The following is a 22,347-nucleotide window of genomic DNA, read 5'->3' on the forward strand; positions in this document are numbered from 1 at the left end:
AGCCGGAAAGCATGATTGCAATTTTCAATAAAAAGGCCTGCCGTCTTTTACAGACGCAGGCCTTTTTGTAGGGGTACAGTCGTTAACCTAATGAATATCGAATGTATAAGTGCCCGCGGGCTTGTTAAATGCACTGCCCAGTGCCTTGCCGTGCTCATACACCTGCTGCCCGTTTGTCAGCTCCAATGTAATCGAAGCGGTACTGTTTGCCGGGATGGTGACCGTATAGGCGATACCGTTATCCGTGCGTTTCCAGGATGAGATGATATTGCCGTAGGGGCCTTCATGCTGCGCTTCAAAATGGTCGAGGCCCTGCACAAAATGGGGGCGCAGTAATACGTTCTTAAAGCCGGGTGCTTTTTCATCCGGGTAAATGCCGGCCACGCCTTTGTACAGCCAGGCACCTATTTCGCCAAACATGATATGGTTGCGGGAAATGTCGGATGCAGCGTCCAGGGGCCAGTTTTCCAGCAGGGTGGTGGCGCCGTTCCGGATCCACCATCCCCACGACGGGAAGGTGCGCTGGGAGGCGATCTGCCAGGCTGCCTGTGCATAGCCGTTTTCACTTAGCGCATTGAGAATGCTCTTAGTGCCCAGCAGGCCCACATCCAGGTGAAAGCTGTCTTTTGCCACCCGCTGCTGCAGGTTTGCTGCCACGGCGGGTTTTTCGTTATCCGGCACCAGGCCCCAGTACAGCGCGGCGCTTAACTCCGTTTGAAAACCGTCCGCATATTGATGGGTATCCCTGTGCAGGTATTTATTGTTGAATGCATTTTTAATTTTTGTGGCCAATGCGCTGTACTGTGCATAGTCTGCCGGGTGGCCCAGCAGTTTGGCGGTCTTGGCCAGGATGGTCACATCCGCATAATAGTAGCAGGTGGAGGTGAACTCCACCGGTGATTTTGATCTCACCGGCACCCAATCGCCCAGGCCCCAGCTGCACAGGCCATCCGGGCTGATCTCCGTGATGTGGTCCACATAACGTTTGATGTTTTCATAGCTGTCTGCCAGCAGTTTACTATCACCGTAAAAGAGGTAAATGTTCCAGGGAATGATGGCGATGGTACTGGTCCAGTCCGGGCCGTTGCCCCACTCATAACCCCACCCGTTAGAAGGGATGATGGAAGGGAGTACGCCATTGGGTTGTTGTTCATCACGGTGGTCTGCCAGCCATTTTTCATACACAGTGATGCCGTCAAAGTTGTACAGCCCTGTTTCAGAAGCAATGTGGGCATCCCCTGTCCAGCCGTTCTTTTCGCGCTGGGGGCAGTCTGTGGGATAGCCGAACAGGTTGGAGAGGTAAGAGTTATTGGTGGCCCACCACAGCTTATTGATCATGGTATCTGAGCTGCTGATGTGGCCTGCCGGCTGCACGTTGCTGTGCATGAAGTAAGCACGCAGGTCCTGCTGCTGCAGGTGCAGCGGATGGTTTGCAGTGACCTCCACGTATTGGAAACCTTTGTAGTTGAAGCGGGGCATAAAGGTTTCCGGGCCTTTGCCATTGAGGATGTAAATATCCGTCTGGAAAGGATCGGTACTATCTTTCGGACGGTAGTGCACGTCAATATTGGACTGGTCCACGTGCCCGCTGGCATACCGTCTTTCTCCATGCTTCAGGCGTACCACTGTGCCGGCAGGGCCGTCCAGCGTGATCTGGCTTACGCCGGCGATATTGCGGCCCAGGTCATATACGTAGTCGGAATCATTGAAGCGCTGTAAGCCCACAGGGATAAGGGTTTCCGCCTGCGTTACCGGCGGCAGTGCCTGCGCCACCAGGTGGTTGGAAGGCATGGAGCGGTAGTAGGGATGATGCCAGGCGCTGTCGTTGAACTGCGGGGTATTCCACCCGTTTTGCTCCTTGCGGGCATCGTAATGTTCGCCGGTATAAATGCTGTTGAACACCACGGGGCTCAGGGATGTTTTCCAGCTTTCATCCGTTTTAATTACTTCCGTGCTGCCATCCGTATACGTAATGCGGAGGTCCATGCAGAAGGCCGGCCGGTTACGCCAGGGCGCTTTGTGGAAGTCCCACACGGCGGTGCTCTGGTGGTTATACCAGCCATTGCCCATCAATACACCAATGGCATTTTCACCCGCCTGCAATTGGGCCGTTACATCATACGTAACATAAAGCGTGCGACGGTCAAACCGGGTATACATCGGGTCCAGGCGGTGATCACCAATGCGCTGGCCGTTGAGATAAAGCTCATACAGGCCGGCTGCCGCCAGGTAAGCGCGGGCGGTGCGGATGGTCTTTTTTGCAGTGAACACTTTACGGAAAGCGCCGGCCGGTTTCAGGTCCACATCCGCATGATCGCTGATCCAGGCGCCCTGCCACTGGTGAGCATCCAGCATGCCGGTTTCAAAGCTGGAAACGGCCGTGGTGCCGGGTTTCCCGTACTGGTCCCACAGGGTTACGCTCCAGTAATATTTAGTAAAAGGCTGCAGTGCAGGCCCATTGTAAGTGCATCGTATATCGCTTCCCGTTATACGGCCACTGTTCCATATGCTTTGTTTTCCTAAAGCCATGGAATCTGTGCCCACCCGTACCAGGTAAGCCGTTTGGCGGGCGCCGGGCCTGTCGTCCTGCATGCGCCAGGACAGCCGTGGGTGCAGTGCATCAATGCCCAGGGGCCTTTCCAGGTATTCGCAGCGCAAGGTGGCCGCGGCGGGCGCCTGCGCGCCGGCATAGGAGGTAGCGGACAATAAAAGCGCCGCGGTGTACAATACAAATCGGTTCATGAGAAGAGCAATGGTTCCTAAAATAAAAAGCCGCTTCCGTGCGGCCATCCTGTGGTATCCTGTGTGGGGGAAAAATAATTGCCCGCTGGCGGCGGGCAATTATTTTTTGTACAGCGTATAATGTACAGCGTACAACGATCATTGGCGCAAGATTGGTCCTGGTAAAGGGATCGTACGTTGTACGTTGTACGCTGTACATTGTACAATTTTACGCGATCTCCCCCTTCTTCAACTGCTGCACGGCATAGTCCACCGCGCGGGCGGTGAGTGCCATGTAGGTGAGGGACGGGTTTTGCGTGGAAGTAGAGGTCATGCAGGCGCCGTCTGTTACAAACACATTGTTTACAGCGTGCATCTGGTTCCATTTATTGAGGATGGAGGTTTTAGGATCCAGGCCCATACGTGCACCACCCATCTCGTGGATATCCAGGCCGGGGGCTTGTTTGGAATCGTCCACGCGGATGTTGGTGAAGCCGGCTTTGGTGTACATTTCCGTCATCTGCTCCTGGAAGTCTTTGATCATCTTTTCATCATTATCGTCGTAGGCGATGTTGATGTCCAGCAGGGGCATGCCCCATTCGTCTTTCTTCTGGGTGTCCAGGCTTACGGTATTGGTTTCTTTCGGGATGGTTTCGCCCATCATGTGTGAACCCACCCACCAGGGGCCCAGTTCCTTGGATGCCAGCTGGTTTTTCAGGTCTTGCCCGAAGCCGCTGGTGTCCATATGATGGCCACGGCCTGCTACGAAACCGGCGGCATAGCCACGCAGGAAGTCGGTTTCCTGTTTGTATACGTTGCGGAAGCGGGGAATGTAGGCGCTGGTGGGTCTGCGACCTACGTCCTGCACATTTTTGAAGTCCTCGCAGGTGGCGTTGATGTGTGCACGGTAGTTGTGGAAGGCCACATATTTACCTAGCACACCACTGTCGTTGCCCAGCCCGTTGGGGAAGCGGCTGCTTTTGGAATTGAGCAGCAGCAGGTTGGTATTGAGGGCAGCGGCATTCACGAAGATCACCTTTGCATAGTATTCGGTCACGGCCTTGGTGTGGGCGTCTATTACGCGTACGCCGGTGGCTTTGCCTTTGGCATCGTCATAAATGATCTCCTGCACTACGCTGTCGGGGCGCAGGGTCATATTGCCGGTGTTCATGGCCCAGGGAATGGTGCTGGCGTTGCTGCTGAAATAGCCGCCAAACGGGCATCCGCGCTGGCACAGGGTGCGGTTCTGGCATTGTACGCGGCCCTGTTGTTTGTGGATCTCCTGCGGATCAGTGAGGTGGGCACAACGGCCGTAGATCACGTGGCGGCCGGTGTAGTTCTTGGCCACTACGCCTTTGAAATATTTTTCAACATCATTGAGGCCTACGGCAGGCAGGAACTCACCATCGGGGAGCATGTCCAGGCCGTCTTTGTCACCGCTGATACCGGCAAATTTTTCCACGTAGCTGTACCAGGGCGCCAGGTCTTTGTAGCGGATGGGCCAGTCCACGGCAAAGCCGTCTCGGGCGGGGCCTTCAAAGTCAAAGTCGCTCCAGCGCTGGGTTTGGCGGGCCCACAGGAGAGACTTGCCGCCCACCTGGTAACCCCTGATCCAGTCGAAGGGTTTCGTCTGCGTATAGGGGTGATCGTTATCTTTTACAAAAAAGTGCATGGCGTCTTCGCGGAATGCGTAGCAGCGGGCCACGGAAGGATTAGCCTCGGTGATCTCGATGGGCGGCTGGCCGCGGTGGGTGAATTCCCAGGGCATCATGTTGGTGGTAGGATAATCCTTGTTGTGCACCACATTGCGCCCGCGTTCGAGCACGAGTGTCTTTAAGCCTTTTTCACAAAATTCTTTAGCGGCCCATCCGCCGCTGATGCCGGAACCGATCACGATGGCGTCAAAGGTCCTGTTTTGTATAGAGTCGTTAGCCATGGTAGTAGCTTGGAAGATTTGGTGGGAATAAAAAATTATACGGCCTGGCTGGGAATGTATTTGCCCGGGATCTGCTGGTATACCTGTACTTCGGTCATAAAGTATTTAGACTGGGTATAGGCCTGCATGGTCAGATGCTTCATCGTTTTATAGAAGTAGGTAGCATCGTTGGTCTCCGGGTCGCTGGCGCCGTTGGCCGCCTTGATGATGGCGGTTTGTTCTTCAGGCGTGCATTCCGTGAAGGACTTGTTGTATTGTTTTTTCACCTGGTCGGTGAAGGCCTGCATGCCTTTGAGGAAGCGTTCCCGGTCTGCCTGTTTATAGCAGTCATTGAGCATGGTGAGGGCAAACATATCGGCCTGTACGGCTTTGGCGCCGGGCGTGCCGGTATCGGGGATGATGACCTGTGCTACGCCGTTCATAAGGGCCAGCTGGTCTTCGTCGATGGGTACTTTTTCAAACCCGGCGATCTTTTTTTTGCTGTGTTGTAAACAGGAGGGAAGCAGCGCCACTCCCGCAGCAATGATCACAAATTGTTTGAGCGCAGCTCGTCTGGAGACATTCATAACATCATACATTTAAACGTGGGTTGGCAGCATGGAGATTTCCTTATCAGACCATTTTCCTTGCGGACGGTGAAAAGTAGTAAAAAACGGGGAGAAAAAGGAAAAAAATGGGGTGGGAGAGAGTGGGGGAGCGCCAATACCCTCCAGGCCGCCGCCCTTGTGACGCCCCGGAGGTTTAAAAAAGCATGCTGTTCAATTTCAGTTACGCGACCGCTTCCCGGACCTGGCGGATATGACGGGTGTTGTGCAGCACTACCAGGTAAATGTATTCAATGCGGGTCATCACCCCGAACACAGGGAGGTCAATTTCCACGAGCTCATCAAAGATCCCCGGCTGGCCGATGTGCTGGTAGATCTGTTCCAGTGATGCCTGCATGGCGGCCAGGTGGGTGGCTTTTTCAAAATGCTCCCCCTGCGGCAGCAGGTTTTCCGCGGAAGGATACTTCTGGTCATAATTATTGAAAACCTGCTCCAGGATACCATACTGGCGGGTAGGCTCCCTTTGCGCAGGGGCGGTGCGGGCCCCTGCCAGCAGGTTGGCTACACCAGACGCGCTCAGCAACAGGTGCTCCATGGTTTGGGCGGCGCTCCAGCCGCCATTGGTGGGCTTGCGGTTATAAACCGGGTCGGGTATGGCCGCTGCGGTGGCCAGCAGCCGCATGCGCATCTCGTCAAACTGTGCGGGCAGTGCGGCCAGTGCGGGGTGTACAGGTACTTGCGTTTCCATAAACAAGGTGGTTTTTTTATGATAGCAAGTTCCTGTAATTATGGCTGGTTTTCAGGGTGCATACATGACTATCGAAGGGGGGATTCTGGACATAAACTATAACACCAGTTCCCCGTGCAACCGCTCCAGCGTGGCTGCCGGGTCCACGCTAAAACCCGGGTGTACTTTAGACATCTGCACCACGGTGCTCCGCGTGGCCGTAAGCCACCGGAACCGCGATGCCGCGTCCAGCCGGGCAATAGGCCCGCCCAGTGCCGTGCCCAGGCACACCTGTTCAATGGCGCATAGCAGCGCCCGCAGCTCGCCGATCTGTAAATGGGAGGAAAACACCTGCAGGCGGTGCTCATCAATGGTGTACCGCATTTGCAGGAAGCGTGTTTGCCGGCAATACAGGATCACACCCACATTGAGAAACTCCTCGCGCTCTACGCGGGGCACCACGCGGATCACGGCGTACTCAAATAAGTGTCTGTCTTGCATCATTAGCGGCTTTTATAAAAATTTCAGAATTTTCTAAACGGCGGACGAGGAACTGGTAATACACGTCGCGCAGGGCCTGGGGTGGTTCCGGCTGGGCATCGCCCGTGAGCCATTCATCCGGGATGGTGTTTACGATGGTACGGATGCGTTCCGGCGTGAGGAGTTGTTTAAATGCAGCATCCACCTGGGCCAGTTCGGTAGCCTGGGGCAGCAGCACATGGTCCTTCACCTGCGAGAAGGAGCTGAGGGCGCGTTCGGCCCAGTTATCCCATGAGTGGTGGAAGTACAGGGATGCGCCATGGTCTATTAACCATAGTTCCCGGTGCCACATCAGCATATTGGTATTGCGCGCGGTGCGGTCTACGTTGGTGAGCAGGCAGTCCATCCATACTATTTTGGATGCCAGCAGCGGGTCTACCGTGCCCACGGAAGGATCGTAGGTCATGGAGCCGGAGAGGTAGTGCAGGCCCAGGTTCAGGCCTTCGCTGGCCCGCAACAGGTCCTGGATCTCTTCATCGCCTTCGGTACGGCCAAAGGCCTCGTCCAGTTGTGCGAATACGATCTCGGGAATGCGGATGCCCAGTGTGCGGGCTATTTCACCGCCTACCAGTTCTGCAATGAGCGACTTTACGCCCTGGCCTGCACCGCGGAATTTGAGCACATACAAAAAGCCGTCATCCGCCTCCGCGATGGCCGGAAGGGAGCCGCCTTCCCGCAGGGGCGTTACATAACGGATCACCTGCACCGTTCTGAGTGGTAATGAATTTTCCTGCATGGCGCAAAGGTACTGCCACCAGGCTGATACTTTTTATCGAAATACAAATGTTTTTTTCACCAATACCATGCGCCGGTATAAAAAAAGACTTACATTAACATTGATTTTAGTCAATGCCTTAATTCCACGTATAATAAGTTCAACCAGGGTCTAACAAAACATCTAAAACATCGCAGCTTAGCTACCACTAATAACAGGCCAATGCCAGCCACCAACACCAATGAACTAAGAGAAGATCCCCTCTGGGCGCGCTTCCGGGCGGGCGATGCCGAGGCATTCTCCGGGATGTACCGGCAGTATACCGCATGCCTGCTGCAATACGGTGCCCGCCTTTGTGCAGATGCCACCCGCCTGCAGGACCTGCTGCACGACCTGTTCATAGAGCTTTGGAATAGCCGTCAGCAGATAGCCGCCACGGACAATATTAAGTTCTACCTCTGCAAGTGTCTCAAAAATAAACTGGCCCGGGGCCACCACGTGCAGCGCTACACCACTGAAAAGCTGCGTGACCTTGTTGCCTGCCAGCCCCACGAGGAAAGCACCGTGGAGCAACACATCATCCACGCGGAAACCAATGATTCCCGCGCCCACCTGCTGCTGGACGCCATCAGCAAATTATCGCGCCGCCAGCAGGAGATCGTCCTGCTCCGTTTTTACATGGGCTTCAGTAACCACCAGATCGCAGACCTGATGCAGATGAAATACCAGTCTGTGAGCAACCTGCAATATACCGCCCTGTGCCGCATCCGCGAATGCCTGAAGGCCACTCCTTCCTTCCGGCTCATTGAAGCATTGTATATGATGTTCTAACGATCCCTTCCTCCCCCTGGATCCGCTGCCAGCGCGCATTTCAAAAATTCTTTAAAAATTTCCTGCTTTTTTTGAGTATAAAAGCGGCATTCTGTGCATATACTGTTATACAAGCCAATAATCTAAGCGCATGGAGCAATTCGATGAAGCGTTATGGTCCTATGTACGGGACGACCGGTTTATCCGCTGGGTGCTGGCCCCCAACGACGCTGACGAGCGTTACTGGGCCACCTGGGTGGCATCCCATCCCGGGCAGGCCCCCCTGCTGGAAAAGGCCCGCACACTGGTCCTGGAGCTGCATACATCACAACAACCTGCCATCCCTCACACCACCCTGGAAGCCTTTTACCAGCGGTTGAACCACGCCCTGCGGGAAGACACTGCAGCCGCCCCGGTTATTACGTATAGCCGTTCCCGTTACCTGCTGCGCTGGACTGCCGGCGTGGCTGCGGCCGTAGCTTTGTTCATAGGGGGGTACACCTTCCGGGTCCGCCATACGCCGGCTGCTACCGGTGGTGTGGTGGCCGCGGTAAAGAACCTTACCAGGATGAATAACAGCCGGGAGAACCAAATGGCCTACCTGGTAGACGGCTCCAGTGTGGTACTGCAATCCGGGGCTTCCATTGAGCACCCGGCCTTTTTACAGCAGGACCGCCGCGAGGTGCATCTCAAAGGCAACGCGTTCTTTGAGGTGGCCAAAGACCCTTCCCGTCCTTTTACCGTGTACACAGACCACCTTGTGATCCGCGTACTGGGCACCAGTTTCGGGGTGAGCACCGCGGCCAATGGCAATACGGAAGTGATCGTACGCACGGGCAAGATCTCGGTGTACCGCCCCGGTAACCTGCAGCAGCCACTGTGTGTGCTGAAGGCACGTGACCGGGTGCGTTACGACGTAGCGCATAACAGCTTCCGGGCCGATGCCGTGAGCCGGAATGAGCCTGGGCTGCTGGAACAACCGGTGGTCCCTGCAAACACCTTCACCTTTGAAGATGCCCCGGTACTGGACATCCTGGCGGCCATGGAACGCGCCTACGGTATTCCCATCCATGCAGATGAAAAAGCGTTTGCTCACTGCACCTTAACCACTTCCCTGCAGGCAGAAACATTTGAAGATAAGTTGCGTATCATCTGCACGGCCATTAACGCCACTTACAAGATCAGTGACGGCCAGGTGACGATGGCGCTGGAAGGGAAGCCCTGTGGATAGTTGTGTACAGCGTACAGCGTACAGCGTACAGCGTACAACGTACAGCGTACCGCGTAAAAGCCCGCCAAAATCTAAAACAACTTATTCCCTGGATAATCCTCGATAATCATTACGTATTTAAACACAGTAACAGTACAGCAAGAATAGCTGAGATCTAAAACATTACCTCCGCGCCAATGTACGTTGTACGTTGTACGCTGTACAATTTCATTCCACAACCAAAGATCATCAACCAAAATAAAGACCGCCTATGGTGTAAAATAACAAAGCACACGTTAAAAAAAAGGCAGTGATGCTGCTACATCACCGCCCTGTAATTTCCCTGCAAGCGTTCTGATACAACGCGTTGCCTGGGCTTGTTTTGCCCGATAAACGCTCTATTCATCTAACAAAACACCTTGAAGTTATGCACAAAAATGCAAAATCAAATCGTATTGTCATATTGATTATGAAAGTTGCGCTGCTTCCCTTACTGCTGGTGACTGCCTTTTTTACCTGCTCCTTTGCCCATACGGTACATGGACAGGAGATCCTTGATAAAAAACTAACCCTGGAGATGCCCGCCCGTGAGCTGAAAGTAGTGCTCAAGGCCATTTCCAGCGAGGCGGACGTGAACTTTACGTACAGCAACAGTACCCTGCCGGACAAGCAAAAGGTAGCCGTAAGCGCTAATAATGAAAAGCTGGGTGACGTGCTGACCCGCCTCCTGCAGCCACTTGATATTTCTTTTGAAGTGATCCACGAGCAGATCGTACTGCACCGCGGTAAACCCTTGCTGCGCGTAAGCGCCAGCGAAATGTTCAAGATGGTGAGCGGTACCGTTACCGCCAGCGACGGCACGCCCATTCCCGGCGTGTCTGTCGTGATCTCCGGTACCACCCGTGGCACGGTGACGAATGCCAAAGGTTATTTTGAAATACAGGCCAACGAAGGCGAAACCCTGTTGTTCTCCTCCGTGGGCTTTGCCACGGCTAAAATGGTAGTGGGCAGCTCTGGTACCATGAACGTGGTGCTCTCTTCTTCCGTGCATTCCCTGGATTCTGTGGCTATTACGGCCCTCGGCATCCAGCGTAGTGTGCGCACCCTTGGCTACTCACAGGAAGCCGTGAAAGGCGCCGAGATAGCCCGCAGCAATGCGCCCAACGTGATCAATGCACTGGCGGGTAAAATGGCAGGTGTGAACGTGACCTCTCCCAATGGTGTGGATGGTGGTACCACCCGCATCATCATTGGTGGTAACAACACGATCCAGGGAGATAACCAACCCCTTATCATCGTGGATGGTATGCCCCTGGCCAACGGCGTTCCGCAACCTTATAACACGCATGGCACCCTGGGCACAGGCAGCGTGCTGTATACCAATGCAGATGCGTCTAACACCAGCGCGCCCAAAGACTGGGGCAGCCCCATTAACCTGATCAACCCCGAGGATATTGAAAGTATGAGTGTGCTGAAAGGCCCCACCGCAGCGGCTTTGTACGGTGGTAAGGGCGCCAATGGCGTGATCCTCATCACCACTAAAAAAGGCAGCGCCCGTCCCGGCCTGGGCATTGACTATTCCTTTGGGTATAAAATGATGGAACCTTACCGTTACCTGAAAATGCAGAACGAGTACGGCTCCGGTGGTATGGTGTCACTGGACCCGCCGCAGTATCTTACTGATTCGGATGGGAAGCCTATGATGTCCAACGATGCGTGGACCGGTCTTTTTGTAGACCAGAAAACCGGCAGCGGCCCCTATGGGCAAAATACTTATGACCAGGTAGGATGGCCCGGCACCGGCCTTTCCTGGGGCCATAAAATGGACGGCACCGTGATCAAATGGTGGGATGGGACCATGCGCCCGGATGATCCCCAGCCGGGCAACCTGAAGTTGCTGTACCGCGATGGCATGCAGACCCGTCACAACATTTCTGTGAGCGGCGGTAATGAATGGGGCACCGTACGTGCTTCCTACACCCGCCTGGATAACACGGCCATCCTGCCTAACAGTGATTATAACCAGAACAGCTTTAACGTGGGGGCCAACATCAAGTTGAGCAAGCGCCTGAACATGCAGGTGAATACTTCTTACTTCACCAATGAATACCACAACGCACCGCAATTGGGCAACGATGATGGCAGCTCCTGGCAGAAACGCCTGCTCTACAACGTAGCCCGCGATTACAAAGGAGAGGATATTCCCATCTATAAAAATGCAGATGGTTCCCAGAACCCGCTCACCGGCTTTCCCTTTATTGGCAACGGTGGCGCCATTGTATGGAACATATATGAAAACAACAGCTGGATGGAACGCCGCAAACTGCTGGGCTCCGTGCAGCTGAATTATACGGCTACTCCCTTCCTGGACGTAATGTTCCGCGGGGGCCTGGATAACAACAGCAATGAGCTTACCACGAAGAACAAACCAACGGATGTACTGGGCCTGAAGGGCTACTATGCACACGGGCTGGAGCGGGATAACGCCTCCAACTTCGACTTCCTGGCCACCTTCCACAAGGAGAACCTGCTGCACAAAACACTGAGTGCAAAATTCTCTGCCGGTGGTACCATTTACCAGCGCGATGCCTATGGCGATCTTGGGTATAATGATACGTGGGCGGTGCCTTTCCTGTATTCTTTGAAAGAAGGTTCTTACCTGGGCAACCCGCATCCCATTACCGAAAGCATTCTCCAGAAAAAAATGAACTCTGTATACGGGTTCCTTAACCTGGCTTACAAAGACTACCTCTTCCTGGATGTAACTGGCCGTAACGACTGGTCTTCCGCTTTACCAAAAGGGGAGTGGTCTTACTTCTTCCCGTCTGTGAGCGGCAGCTTTGTATTCACGGATGCATTTCACATTGATCCCTCTGTACTGAGCTTTGGTAAGATCCGCGCGGCGTATGCAGAAGCGGCGGTAGATCCCCTGCCTTACCAGGTGAACTACACTTTTGCCACCACCACTTTTGCGGGCCAAACAGCTACCAATCTTCCGGGCGTGTTGCAGGCTCCCAACTACAAACCGGCCACCAATAAAACGGCAGATTTTGGCCTGGTACTGGGTTTCTGGGGCAATAAACTGAGCCTGGACATGCGCTACTATCATGGCCGGTCCGACAACCAGATCGTATCCTCCCCCTTGCCCATTTCTTCCGGCGTAAGCTCTGTGATCGTGAATACCGGCGTGATGGAAAACTCCGGCGCAGAACTGATCGTGAATGCGCGCCCCATCGATACCCGCAACTTCAAGTGGAGCGTGGCACTGAACCTGGCGCACAACAGCAACCGCCTGCTTTCCCTGTCTGAAGGCACCAACAAGGTGGACCTGGGCAGCGTATGGAATGACGGCGGTGGCCATGGCCCCACCATCTCTGTAAAGGTGGGCGACCAGTTTGGTACTATTTACGGGTATGACCACATCTATGATAAAAAGACAGGCTTACCCCTCATGATCAAGGATCCCTTTGGTAACCCGGCCATGAACGGAACCCTGTACCAGAGCACAGACCAGCCGGTACCCATTGGCAATGCCACGCCTAAAGTAATAGGTGGCATTACCAACACTTTCACTTTCAAAGGCGGCATTTCTGTAAGCATGCTGGTGGATGGTAAGTTTGGCGGTGAGATCTGGTCCGGGTCCTATGCTACGATGATGCAGCAGGGACAGGCGCCGGAAACGCTGAAAGAACGCGATGGTGGCGGCCTGGCCTACACCACGCCCAACGGCACCAAGACCAACTGGGGGGTAGTACTGCCAGGGGTGTTTGAAGACGGAACGGTAAATACCAACGTGGTGCATTACTACTACAAATACATGCAGTACGGCGTATGGAGCAGCACCACGGTGAACGGCGTGAAAGGCACGGACTGGAATGATAAAATTTCTGTGCTCAAAGACAACTGGGTGAAGATGCGCGAGATCACGGTGAACTATAACCTGCCGGACCGCATTGTAAGAAAGACAAGGATCTTCCAGCAGGCATCCGTATCACTGGTGGGCCGCGACCTGTTCTACCTGTATTCATCCCTGCCGGATCATATTAATCCCGAAGGCAGCAATGGCGCGGGTAATGGCCAGGGACTGGAGTTTGCCTCCCTGCCCAGCGTGCGCTCCATGGGTTTCCAGGTAAGGGTGTCGTTCTAACCAATACCCGCATTTTTTTCATTGCTTAAAAAAGTGTACATGCAGCCTACAAAAAAAATAATCGCATCCCTCATAGGTGTTTCGCTCCTGTTCATCGCCTGCACCAAAGATTTCCAGGGCCTCAACGTTACACCAGGTGAGCCCACGACCACTACCATACCGCCGCTGACAAACGGCGTGATCAAAACCCTGTTCCTGAAAGGGCAGGAGCAGGCAGCCATCCATAATGAATGGTACTACCCCGCTACCCAGCTGGGAGGCCTCAGCGGCAGCTCCGGTTACCTGATAGAAAATGGGGCACAGGATGTCTGGAATGATTACTACGGCGCCCTGCAAAACCTGAAGCTGATCCAGGACATGATCAATGCCTACAGCGGTGATAAAACGGAGATGGACAATGTGCAGGCCATCACTTACATCCTGCGCGCGTACAAAACCTTCCGGGTCACCGACCAGTTTGGGGATATGCCGTTCTCCGAAGCCGGCCGTGCCTACACAGGCAACACGGCGTCCTACCGTCCCAAGTACGATGCACAGCAACTGATCTACGACAGCCTGCTCACCAACCTGGCCTGGGCCGCACAACATATCAACACCAATGCCAATCCGACCACCGCGGCCGGGAAGCCTTATGTGGCCATCGGTACCGGCGATACCTTCTTTGGGGGTAAAATGGACCAATGGTTATCGCTCTGCAATTCACTGCGACTGCGTTATGCAATACAGATGGTGGAAAAAGATCCTGCCACGGCTACGCCTATCATTAAAGACGTGATCAGCAATAACCTGCCGGTGATCACGGAAGGCAATGACGTGGGCATGTGGCCGGAAAAAATGGGTGGCTGGATACTGAACGACAGCCGCTTCTGGGCCTTTAGCTCCCATAGGTTTGAACGTGTGAGCACCACGGTATGGAACCTCATGGCAGATGGCACCACCGATGCCAGCATCTTTGATCCGCGCGCATGGCTCTTTGCTGAGACCAACCAGGCTGGCAAATGGGCACCTTATAAAGTAGGCAGCGGGGTGGTGGACAACGCAAACCCTTACCAGCAAAACCGCGACGCGGATGTGACAGACAAGAACGGCAGCCTGTATTCTTCCTTCAACTGGTACCTGGTGCGTGACCTGTACTATCAGCCGGAACTGTTCATGACCGCATCGGAAGTACATTTCCTGAAAGCAGAGGCCTATGCGCGCGGACTGGGCGTAGGCAAAGATGCCACCCAGGCACAGGCCGAATACATTGCCGGTATCAAATCATCCGTGAATTTCTGGTATAACATTGCCCACAATACCAATGTGACGAACGACAACTGGGCCGCCGTAGCCCCCGCTACGCCTACAGACGCGCAGTTGAACACCCTGCTCGCCAACCCCAAGGTGGCCTTTACGGCTGATGATGCAGCCAACCTGAAGAAGATCTACGCACAGGAGTGGCTGAGCTTCTACCGCGAGCCCTGGCTGGCCTTTAACCTGTGGCGCCGCACCGGCCAGACCCCGCGGGACGGGGAGCCCGCGGCCTACACAGGCTTCAGCAGGCTTACTTATCCTGCATCAGAGTCTGTGAACAATACGGACAATTACAACCACCAGGTAGCAGCCATGGGCGGCGATGCCCGTACTACAAAGGTTTGGTGGATGAAGTAGACGTGATTAATTCTTTTCGTAATAACGTGGTGGAGGCGTACCTGGAAACAGGGCGCCTCTTCGTTTGCAGTAAAATGACAAGGCCACGTCTTAGACAAGACGCGGCCTTTCCTAAGCATAAACAAATTAGCAATCATCAAAATCTTTACCGGTATAGCAATGCCACCGGCCGCAAGGTGACAGGAATAAAGGTGGCAGCCTATTGTTTTTGTACTATTTTAGCCCTAGATTTACCACACTACAGATTTACCACCGCAACCAAATTTTAAATCGCTCACCCTTGTTTGCCGCCGCCAGAGATTATTCGTTACGCACAAGCTGTAGAGATGAACAATTATGCCGACCATTCAGATGCTGAACTTGTTCAACGCATGCGTGCAGGGGATCATGCCGCCTTCACGGAAATATACCGCCGTTACTGGAAGCGCCTGTACGCGCTTGCTTACCATCGCCTGCATAACCGGGAGCAGGCGGAGGATGTAGTGCAGGATGTGCTCACCGGCCTGTGGCAGCGCCGGGAAGCAGACCTGGTGCGCTCCCTGGGGGCTTACCTGGCCACTGCGGCGCGTTATGCGGTGTTCACCCACCTCTCGCGCCGCCAGCCCCTGGCCGGTATGGACACCGTGCCGGAAGCCATGCAGGCTACGAAAGATGAAACGGCCCAGCTGCGCTTCCTGCAGCAATCCATGGAGGAAGAGCTACAACTCCTTCCTGAAAAATGCCGCCTGGTATTTAACTACAGCCGCCAGGAGGGCTTGTCTAACAAGGAAATTGCCCGCCACCTGGACATCTCTGAAAAATCAGTGGAAAAGCATATCACCAAAGCACTGCAGCGCCTACGCCTGCAGTTCCGCAACTACCTGCATGGCTTTTTCTGACCCCGTTTTTCACAACCCGGAAATTTTTTTAAGGATGAGGTAGGGTTCCTCCTCTTTTTTGATACATCCATTTTATAGCACCTCACTAAACCACCACGGATGGATAAGACAGACCTGGCCATATTATCACGCAAATACCTGGATGGCACTGCCACCGCGGCAGAGCGGGCTCGCCTGCTGGCCTGGTACAATGCCTATGATGAGCAGGAGCTGACCGTGTACCCGCAGGCAGATGCCGGGGAAACAGAAGCAATTCTGGAAGCCCGCCTGCAGCACCGCATCCTGGCTGCTACTGCACCCGCCCCCATGCGTGCCGTAAAAGGCCGCCGTGTGGCCTGGGTGGCCGCTGCTGCCGCCATCGTCCTCCTTATCAGCGTAGGGGGCACCTGGTACCTGCGCCAGCCTGCCACCAGGGTAGCCTCCGTGGTAACAACACCGTACGTCCCCATTACGGCCGGTACGGATAAGGCCACGCTTACCCTGGCAGATGGCCGTGTAGTGGCGCTGGACAGCCTGCACCGCGGGCAGCAGTGGCAACAGGGCCAGAGCCAGATCACCCAGGCGGTGAACGGTAAGATCGTATATGCGGCTACGTTAGCTAACAATGAAACGGTGGAATATAATACGCTGAAAACCCCCAGGGGCGGGCAGTACAACGTGGTGCTGGCAGATGGTACGGAGGTATGGCTCAATGCAGCTTCCTCCATCACTTACCCTGCCGCGTTTATAGGGAAAGAGCGCCGGGTGACCATCACTGGCGAAGCCTACTTTGAAGTAGCCGCCAGCGCGTCCCAGCCTTTCATCGTGGAGACAAACGGTACGGAAGTACTGGTGCTGGGCACCCATTTTAATATCAACGCATACGATGATGAACAGAGCATCAATACCACGCTCACGGAAGGTGCGGTGCTGGTGAAGAACGCCACCATTGCACAGTTGCTGAGCCCCGGCCAGCAGGCGCGCGTGGCAAAAGGTTCCGGTGATATTGAACTGGAGCGTAAAGCAGATGTGAACAATGTACTGGCCTGGAAGAACGGGTATTTTTCTTTTGACAACGCGGATATACCGGCCGTAATGCGCCAACTGGCGCGCTGGTATAATATAGATGTAATGTATGAAGGGAAGCTGCCGGAGTTTACATTCACCGGGGAGATAGGCAGGAGCCTTACCGAAGAACAGCTGCTCAATGTACTGACAAAAGCCGGTATTCACTTTAAAGCCGATGGTCACCGGTTGATCATCACACAGTAAACACGCGACTAAAAACCAACCAGTCGATACCCCGTAATTTTTAGGTTATGAAAATTTGATAAGGTCCACCGGACACGGGTATCTCATGTTTTGTCCATAAAAAAACCTGGTGTCCAGATTGGCGTCCGCACCAGGTTTTGGCAAGTTGGTTAACCCCTTTTTTCAAGTCAACGGTGTAGCCGCCAAAGGCGGCCGCGCGTTATTGTCAACCAAAAACCTAACGAAAGGTATGAAAATTTATGTTGTCCGCAACAGGAAGGGCATCCCTATGCACCAGCCTGGCGATCACAGGCTTCCGCAGCCCGCTCAACCACGGCCTGCCCCTGTTACCAAAATCTGGCGAGTTATGAGACTGACCGCATTTTTCCTGACTGCACTGGCCTTGCACGTATGTGCCAAGGGTACTTCCCAGAACATCAGCATCACTTTCCGGAATACACCGCTGCAACAGGTATTCCAGCAGATCAAACAACAAACGGGGTATGTCTTCTTCTACAAGAACCAGGACCTTACGGATGCCAAACCGGTGAACGCCGAGTTGCACGCCACACCACTCAAAGAAGCCCTGGTAAAGGTACTGGAAGGCTCCCCGCTGAACTTTGACATCCAGGGCAATACCATCGTGGTATCGCGCAAACCGGTGTCTATTCTTGACAACCATACTACTGCCTTTACCCTGCCGGGCGATGAGATCAGTGGTAAGGTGGTGGACAATAAAGGCACGCCATTACCGGGTGTGTCCGTGCGTGTGAAAGGCCATACCGGGGCCGCCATTACGGATGCAGAAGGGCACTTCCAGCTGCACAACGTGGATGCCCGCGCTACGCTGATCGTGAGCAGCATTGGCTTTGAATCACAGAGCGTACCCCTGGCCGGTAAAGTGACGGTAGAGATCACCCTGAGGGCCAAGGTGGACGACCTGAACCAATATGTAGTAGTAGGTTATGGCAGTACTAAAAGAAAAGACCTCACCGGTTCTGTAGCATCGGTGAATCCTGAAGAAGTGAAGAATGTGCCTTATGCCAGCATAGACCAGGCCCTGGCTGGCAAGGCCGCCGGCGTGCAGGTGGTGCAGGCAGACGGCTCACCCGGCGGGGTGGCCAAGATCCGCATCCGTGGCGGTACTTCCCTCATGGGCGGCAATGACCCGCTGTATATCATTGACGGGGTGCAGGTAACCATCCAGAACCGGTACATCCAGAACCAGGCGGAGATCGTGAACCCCATTGAACGTTATGGGAACGATGACCCTAATTCTGCCGTGAGCGGTTCCTTCTCCCGCGGCCTCAATAGCCTGGCGGGTTTGAACATCAGTGATATTGAAAGCATCGACATCCTCAAAGACGCATCTGCCACCGCTATCTATGGCTCCAAGGCGGCCAACGGGGTGGTGATCATCACTACCAAAAAAGGGAAGCTGAACCAGAAGCCGGTGCTTGAAGCCAATTATTATGCAGGCGTGTCGAGCCCCGTCCACCAAAAGCTACTGGGCCGGGAAGATTACATCTCCCTGCTGAAAGAAGCGGCCAAGAACCTGAACGAAGCCCGCGCCGCGCAGGGCCTTGGAACCAGTTCCAAAGCGGACAACGTATTGAACACCCCGGATTTCCTGGGTACCGCCAATACGGATTGGTTAAAGCTGGTGCTGCGCAATGCGCTTTCCCAGAATGCAGATATCTCCGTGCGCGGCGGTGGCAGCGGCTCCCGTTATTACACGTCCCTCTCTTACACGGGCCAGAAGGGCGCCGTGGAGGGAACTGATTTCAGCCGCATTTCCGGTAAGATCAACCTGGATAACGAGATCAGTTCTAAGTTGCGTATCATCACCAACCTGGATTACGGCTTCACCAAGAACAGTATCACCAACGGCGTGTATGCGGCGGCGTTATCCGCACCACCCACGTTGCCGGCTTTCAATCCTGATGGCAGTGTGCACCAGTTCCTGGCTTCCAGCATTGGTGGCTATGACTATGAAGGGGTGCAGAACCCCATGGCCCTGCTGGGTGGGATCAATGAAGGTAAAACCGCGTCCCTGCTGGGTTCCCTGTCATTGGAATATGACATCCTGAAAGACCTGAAATTCCGCAGCACGGCCTCCGTGAATTATAACAACTACCACCAGCGCAATTATGTACCCAGCACCGCGGTGATTGCATCGCCCAACGGGGTGGACGACTCTAATGGTGGCGTGGGGGGCCAGGCACAAACGGAAGATATCAATTCTTTCTACGAAAATACATTGACCTGGGATAAGCAATTCAGCCGTGATCACCGCCTGAACTTACTGGTGGGTACTTCCTGGCAGAAATACCGTTACAACTCTTTTTCCGCGCAGGGACAGGGTTTCCCCGATGACAAGTTCCTGAACAACCTCTCCTCCGCCGCACTCACGCTGCCATCTACCGGTATTTCCGGCCAGAACACCTTGCTGAGTTTTTATGCCCGCGCCAACTATGCGTTTAAAGAAAGATACCTGCTCACTTTTACCGGTCGTTCTGATGCTTCTTCCAAGTTCCCGTCAAAGAACCGCGTGGGTTATTTCCCCTCCGGCGGTGTGGCCTGGCGCATGAAGGAAGAGCATTTCATGAAGGGCGTGCGCTGGATCAATGAGCTGAAACTACGCGCCAGTGCGGGTTACACCGGTACACAGAACTTTGGGGATAACCTGTATTACACGCTATACACACCGGGTTCTTACGGCCGGACGAACGCACTGGTGCCCACGCAACTGGGCAATGAGAATATCAAATGGGAAAATACCCTGCAAAAAGACCTGGGCCTTGATTTTGAAATGTTCGGCTCCCGCCTGAGAGGCGCCATCGGTTATTATACCAAAAATACCACCGGCCTGCTGCTGCCGCGTTCTTTGGCGCCCAGTTCGTCTTACAGCAATGTGATCGCAAACGTGGCCACCATTAATAACAAAGGCCTGGAAATAGACCTGCGTGCGGATTTCATCAGGAACCGGAACTTCCAGTGGACCGGCGCTATGAATATCTCCGGCAACCGGTCAAAGGTGCTGGATATCAGCAAGGATTTTTCCGATCCAGCTAACCCGGATGCCTTTTATTTTGGCAACACGGTAGTGCGCAAGGGAAAACCATTGGGTATGTTCTGGGGCCAGCAGTTCCAGGGCATCATCAAGGATGAAAAAACCCTGAATGATTACAAGTCGAGGTATACCTATTACCAGTACTTTGAGCCTTACATGGGCATTGGTGACCCGATGTATAAGCTGGACAGCACGGGCTTTGCAGCGCAGGGCGTGATCGGTAATTCCGAGGCCAAATTCTATGGTGGCTTTGCCAATACATTCACCTACAAGAACTTCAGCCTTATTGCATTGCTGACCTACTCTTATGGCGGGCAGATCCTTTACCTGCAGGATGTGACCGACATGTATTTTACCGACTACACGAATAAAGGCGTGCGGATCAAAGGTCGCTGGACACCGGAAAATCCCGGCAGCGACCGCCCCCGCCTGTTGCTGGGTGAGAATGGTTACACTTATACCGCCAGCAACAATATTTACAGCGGTTCTTACATCAAGCTGAAATCTGTTACGCTCACGTATGAGCTGCCGGCCAAAGTGGCCAGTGGCCTGCACCTGCGTACGGCTTCCGCTTATGTCTCTGCTACCAACCTCTTTACCATCACCAAGTATCCCGGCCCCGATCCGGAAGTGAGCAACAATCCTTACAGCGCCATTGATGGCAGTTCGGATGTGAGCACTTTCCCCACGGTGAAGCAGTATAACCTGGGCATCCGGGTAGGATTCTAAAATAAATAAGTCATGAAAAGTACTATCAATATTGCTTTGGGCGCGGCCTTTTTGCTGATGGCCTCCTGCGCAAAAGAGCTGGGCAAGCTACCGGAAAACGCCAAAGTGGATGGCAATACCATCCTGGACCAGCACACGGCCCAGATAGCGCTCAACGGGGCGTATTACCGCTTTGCCAACGTGCAGAGTGATAACAACTATACCACCTGGCAGCAACACGAAGTGGCACCATCCGTGTATGCAGGCTTTATGGGCTACGGCTATGGGGCTGATGATGCGGAAGATAACCTGTACAGTAATTCTTTTTTTGCAGACCCTTACTGGACGGAGGCCTACGATGTGATCAATGCTGCCAACGGCGTGATCCATGGCGTAACGGGCCTGCCAGACAATAAATTTACCGGTACCCGCAAAGCCGAGATGATAGGGGAAGCCAGGTTTCTCCGGGCTTACAGCAATTTTAAATTACTGAGCTATTATGGCCAGTGGTTTGACCTGGGCAGCAAGTATGGCATTTTATTGCGCAGTGATTTTGTAACGGTAAATAATATTTCCAAGGCGCGCAGCAGTGTACAGGAATCGTACGACAGCATTTTTGCGGATGTGGATGACGCGATTGCCCACGCACCGGCCACGAACGCCAATTACTATGCAAACCGCTATGCCGCCATGGCGCTGAAGATGCGCATATTGCTCAGTCATGGGCAGGCGGCAGATTTTACTATGGCCATCACGCTGGCGGATAGTATCATTGCGCATGGTGGCTATGCGCTGGAAGCAAACATAAAGGATCTCTTTTACCTGAAAGGACTTGCCAGCAAGGAAGTGATCCTGGGCATACAGCCGGAAGCCAATCAGGAACTATATTACTACAATGTAAGCAGCCAGTACTGGCCGGGCCACTCCTCGCTTTACGTAGCTAAAGGGGCGCTGAAAAACCTGCTGGCCGGCGATCCGCGCGCCAGCTGGATGATAGGTGATACCAACCGTTACGCAAATGATACCTATTATTTCCTGAAGTACATCGCGCAGGGTACCACCTCCACCCAGGTCTCTGAAACGGCCTATGCCTTCCGCTTATCAGAAGTGTACCTGCTGAAAGCGGAAGCGATTGTGCGCAGCGGCGGCAACCTGGCCGAGGCCCGTGCCATCCTGCAATTGATACAATCACACGCCGGCGTAACGGATTTTACCCCCATCAACAACGCCACCACCGCGGAGGCAATGCGTAACCAGGTGTTCCTGGAAATACAACGCAGCCTGGTAGGCGAAGACGGGCAGGACTGGATGGCGCTGGCCCGCCTGCCCATGTCCACCATTAAGCAGGTACGGCCTACCATCAAAGATCCTATCCAGCTGGTACTGCCGGTACCGCATACGGAATTTGTGTACAACCCTGGCTTTGGCGAACAAAACCCGGGTTATCAACGATAAAC

The 22,347-nt window shown here is 54.1% G+C and carries 14 protein-coding genes; 8 read left to right on the forward strand and 6 right to left on the reverse strand.

Annotated features, from left to right (window positions below; translation table 11 throughout):
• Positions 1-87: 87 nt before the first annotated feature.
• The 6 genes from DCC81_RS09675 to DCC81_RS09700 form a co-directional block, all read right to left on the reverse strand.
• Positions 88-2,742 (reverse strand): alpha-L-rhamnosidase, encoded by a 2,655-nt coding sequence (locus DCC81_RS09675; RefSeq protein ID WP_108686323.1) that lies wholly within the window; start codon positions 2,740-2,742, stop codon positions 88-90.
• A gap of 208 nt (positions 2,743-2,950) precedes the next feature.
• On the reverse strand, positions 2,951-4,657 hold the full coding sequence (locus tag DCC81_RS09680) for a GMC oxidoreductase (protein WP_108686324.1): 1,707 nt from the start codon (positions 4,655-4,657) through the stop codon (positions 2,951-2,953).
• 35 nt (positions 4,658-4,692) lie between these two features.
• Positions 4,693-5,223: a gluconate 2-dehydrogenase subunit 3 family protein gene (locus tag DCC81_RS09685; protein WP_165806516.1), complete on the reverse strand. Its 531-nt coding sequence runs from the start codon at positions 5,221-5,223 to the stop codon at positions 4,693-4,695.
• Between the two features lie 202 nt (positions 5,224-5,425).
• Positions 5,426-5,950, reverse strand: coding sequence for a DinB family protein (locus DCC81_RS09690; RefSeq protein WP_108686326.1), 525 nt, complete (start codon positions 5,948-5,950; stop codon positions 5,426-5,428).
• A 96-nt stretch (positions 5,951-6,046) separates the two neighbouring features.
• On the reverse strand, positions 6,047-6,433 hold the full coding sequence (locus DCC81_RS09695) for a DUF3037 domain-containing protein (RefSeq protein WP_240612944.1): 387 nt from the start codon (positions 6,431-6,433) through the stop codon (positions 6,047-6,049).
• Complete coding sequence (locus tag DCC81_RS09700; protein WP_108686328.1) at positions 6,408-7,205, reverse strand: HipA family kinase; 798 nt, start codon at positions 7,203-7,205, stop codon at positions 6,408-6,410. Before DCC81_RS09700 ends, DCC81_RS09695 begins: the two co-directional genes overlap by 26 nt.
• A 201-nt stretch (positions 7,206-7,406) precedes the next feature.
• On the opposite strand from DCC81_RS09700, the gene DCC81_RS09705 reads away from it, so the two are divergent.
• From DCC81_RS09705 to DCC81_RS09740, 8 genes are all read left to right on the forward strand, one after another.
• The gene (locus tag DCC81_RS09705) at positions 7,407-8,015 is read left to right on the forward strand and encodes an RNA polymerase sigma factor (RefSeq protein ID WP_108686329.1); all 609 of its coding nucleotides are present in this window, start codon (positions 7,407-7,409) and stop codon (positions 8,013-8,015) included.
• Positions 8,016-8,145: 130 nt separating this feature from the next.
• Positions 8,146-9,225 carry a FecR family protein gene (locus DCC81_RS09710; protein WP_108686330.1) on the forward strand — a complete coding sequence of 360 codons (1,080 nt, stop codon included), beginning with the start codon at positions 8,146-8,148 and terminating at the stop codon, positions 9,223-9,225.
• Between the two features lie 448 nt (positions 9,226-9,673).
• Positions 9,674-13,351 (forward strand): SusC/RagA family TonB-linked outer membrane protein, encoded by a 3,678-nt coding sequence (locus tag DCC81_RS09715; protein ID WP_165806517.1) that lies wholly within the window; start codon positions 9,674-9,676, stop codon positions 13,349-13,351.
• Between the two features lie 39 nt (positions 13,352-13,390).
• Positions 13,391-15,001: a SusD/RagB family nutrient-binding outer membrane lipoprotein gene (locus DCC81_RS09720; RefSeq protein ID WP_133177621.1), complete on the forward strand. Its 1,611-nt coding sequence runs from the start codon at positions 13,391-13,393 to the stop codon at positions 14,999-15,001.
• A gap of 326 nt (positions 15,002-15,327) precedes the next feature.
• On the forward strand, positions 15,328-15,879 hold the full coding sequence (locus tag DCC81_RS09725) for an RNA polymerase sigma factor (RefSeq protein ID WP_108686333.1): 552 nt from the start codon (positions 15,328-15,330) through the stop codon (positions 15,877-15,879).
• 99 nt (positions 15,880-15,978) lie between these two features.
• Positions 15,979-17,130, forward strand: coding sequence for a FecR family protein (locus tag DCC81_RS09730; protein WP_108686334.1), 1,152 nt, complete (start codon positions 15,979-15,981; stop codon positions 17,128-17,130).
• A gap of 346 nt (positions 17,131-17,476) precedes the next feature.
• Positions 17,477-20,911, forward strand: coding sequence for a TonB-dependent receptor (locus DCC81_RS09735; RefSeq protein WP_108686335.1), 3,435 nt, complete (start codon positions 17,477-17,479; stop codon positions 20,909-20,911).
• Positions 20,912-20,923: 12 nt separating this feature from the next.
• The gene (locus DCC81_RS09740) at positions 20,924-22,345 is read left to right on the forward strand and encodes a RagB/SusD family nutrient uptake outer membrane protein (protein ID WP_108686336.1); all 1,422 of its coding nucleotides are present in this window, start codon (positions 20,924-20,926) and stop codon (positions 22,343-22,345) included.
• Positions 22,346-22,347: the final 2 nt, after the last annotated feature.

The sequence above is a fragment of the Chitinophaga parva genome (assembly GCF_003071345.1).
In the GTDB taxonomy this organism is placed as follows: Bacteria; Bacteroidota; Bacteroidia; order Chitinophagales; family Chitinophagaceae; genus Chitinophaga; species Chitinophaga parva.

Bases quoted from the DNA above. Each gene is read 5' to 3' on its own strand.
- DCC81_RS09720 (WP_133177621.1), top strand. From the start codon at position 13,391: ATGCAGCCTACAAAAAAAATAATCGCATCCCTCATAGGTGTTTCGCTC.
- DCC81_RS09690 (WP_108686326.1), bottom strand. From the start codon at position 5,950: ATGGAAACGCAAGTACCTGTACACCCCGCACTGGCCGCACTGCCCGCA.
- DCC81_RS09675 (WP_108686323.1), bottom strand. From the start codon at position 2,742: ATGAACCGATTTGTATTGTACACCGCGGCGCTTTTATTGTCCGCTACC.
- DCC81_RS09735 (WP_108686335.1), top strand. From the start codon at position 17,477: ATGAGACTGACCGCATTTTTCCTGACTGCACTGGCCTTGCACGTATGT.
- DCC81_RS09710 (WP_108686330.1), top strand. From the start codon at position 8,146: ATGGAGCAATTCGATGAAGCGTTATGGTCCTATGTACGGGACGACCGG.
- DCC81_RS09725 (WP_108686333.1), top strand. From the start codon at position 15,328: ATGAACAATTATGCCGACCATTCAGATGCTGAACTTGTTCAACGCATG.
- DCC81_RS09695 (WP_240612944.1), bottom strand. From the start codon at position 6,433: ATGATGCAAGACAGACACTTATTTGAGTACGCCGTGATCCGCGTGGTG.
- DCC81_RS09740 (WP_108686336.1), top strand. From the start codon at position 20,924: ATGAAAAGTACTATCAATATTGCTTTGGGCGCGGCCTTTTTGCTGATG.
- DCC81_RS09730 (WP_108686334.1), top strand. From the start codon at position 15,979: ATGGATAAGACAGACCTGGCCATATTATCACGCAAATACCTGGATGGC.
- DCC81_RS09705 (WP_108686329.1), top strand. From the start codon at position 7,407: ATGCCAGCCACCAACACCAATGAACTAAGAGAAGATCCCCTCTGGGCG.
- DCC81_RS09715 (WP_165806517.1), top strand. From the start codon at position 9,674: ATGAAAGTTGCGCTGCTTCCCTTACTGCTGGTGACTGCCTTTTTTACC.
- DCC81_RS09685 (WP_165806516.1), bottom strand. From the start codon at position 5,223: ATGAATGTCTCCAGACGAGCTGCGCTCAAACAATTTGTGATCATTGCT.
- DCC81_RS09680 (WP_108686324.1), bottom strand. From the start codon at position 4,657: ATGGCTAACGACTCTATACAAAACAGGACCTTTGACGCCATCGTGATC.
- DCC81_RS09700 (WP_108686328.1), bottom strand. From the start codon at position 7,205: ATGCAGGAAAATTCATTACCACTCAGAACGGTGCAGGTGATCCGTTAT.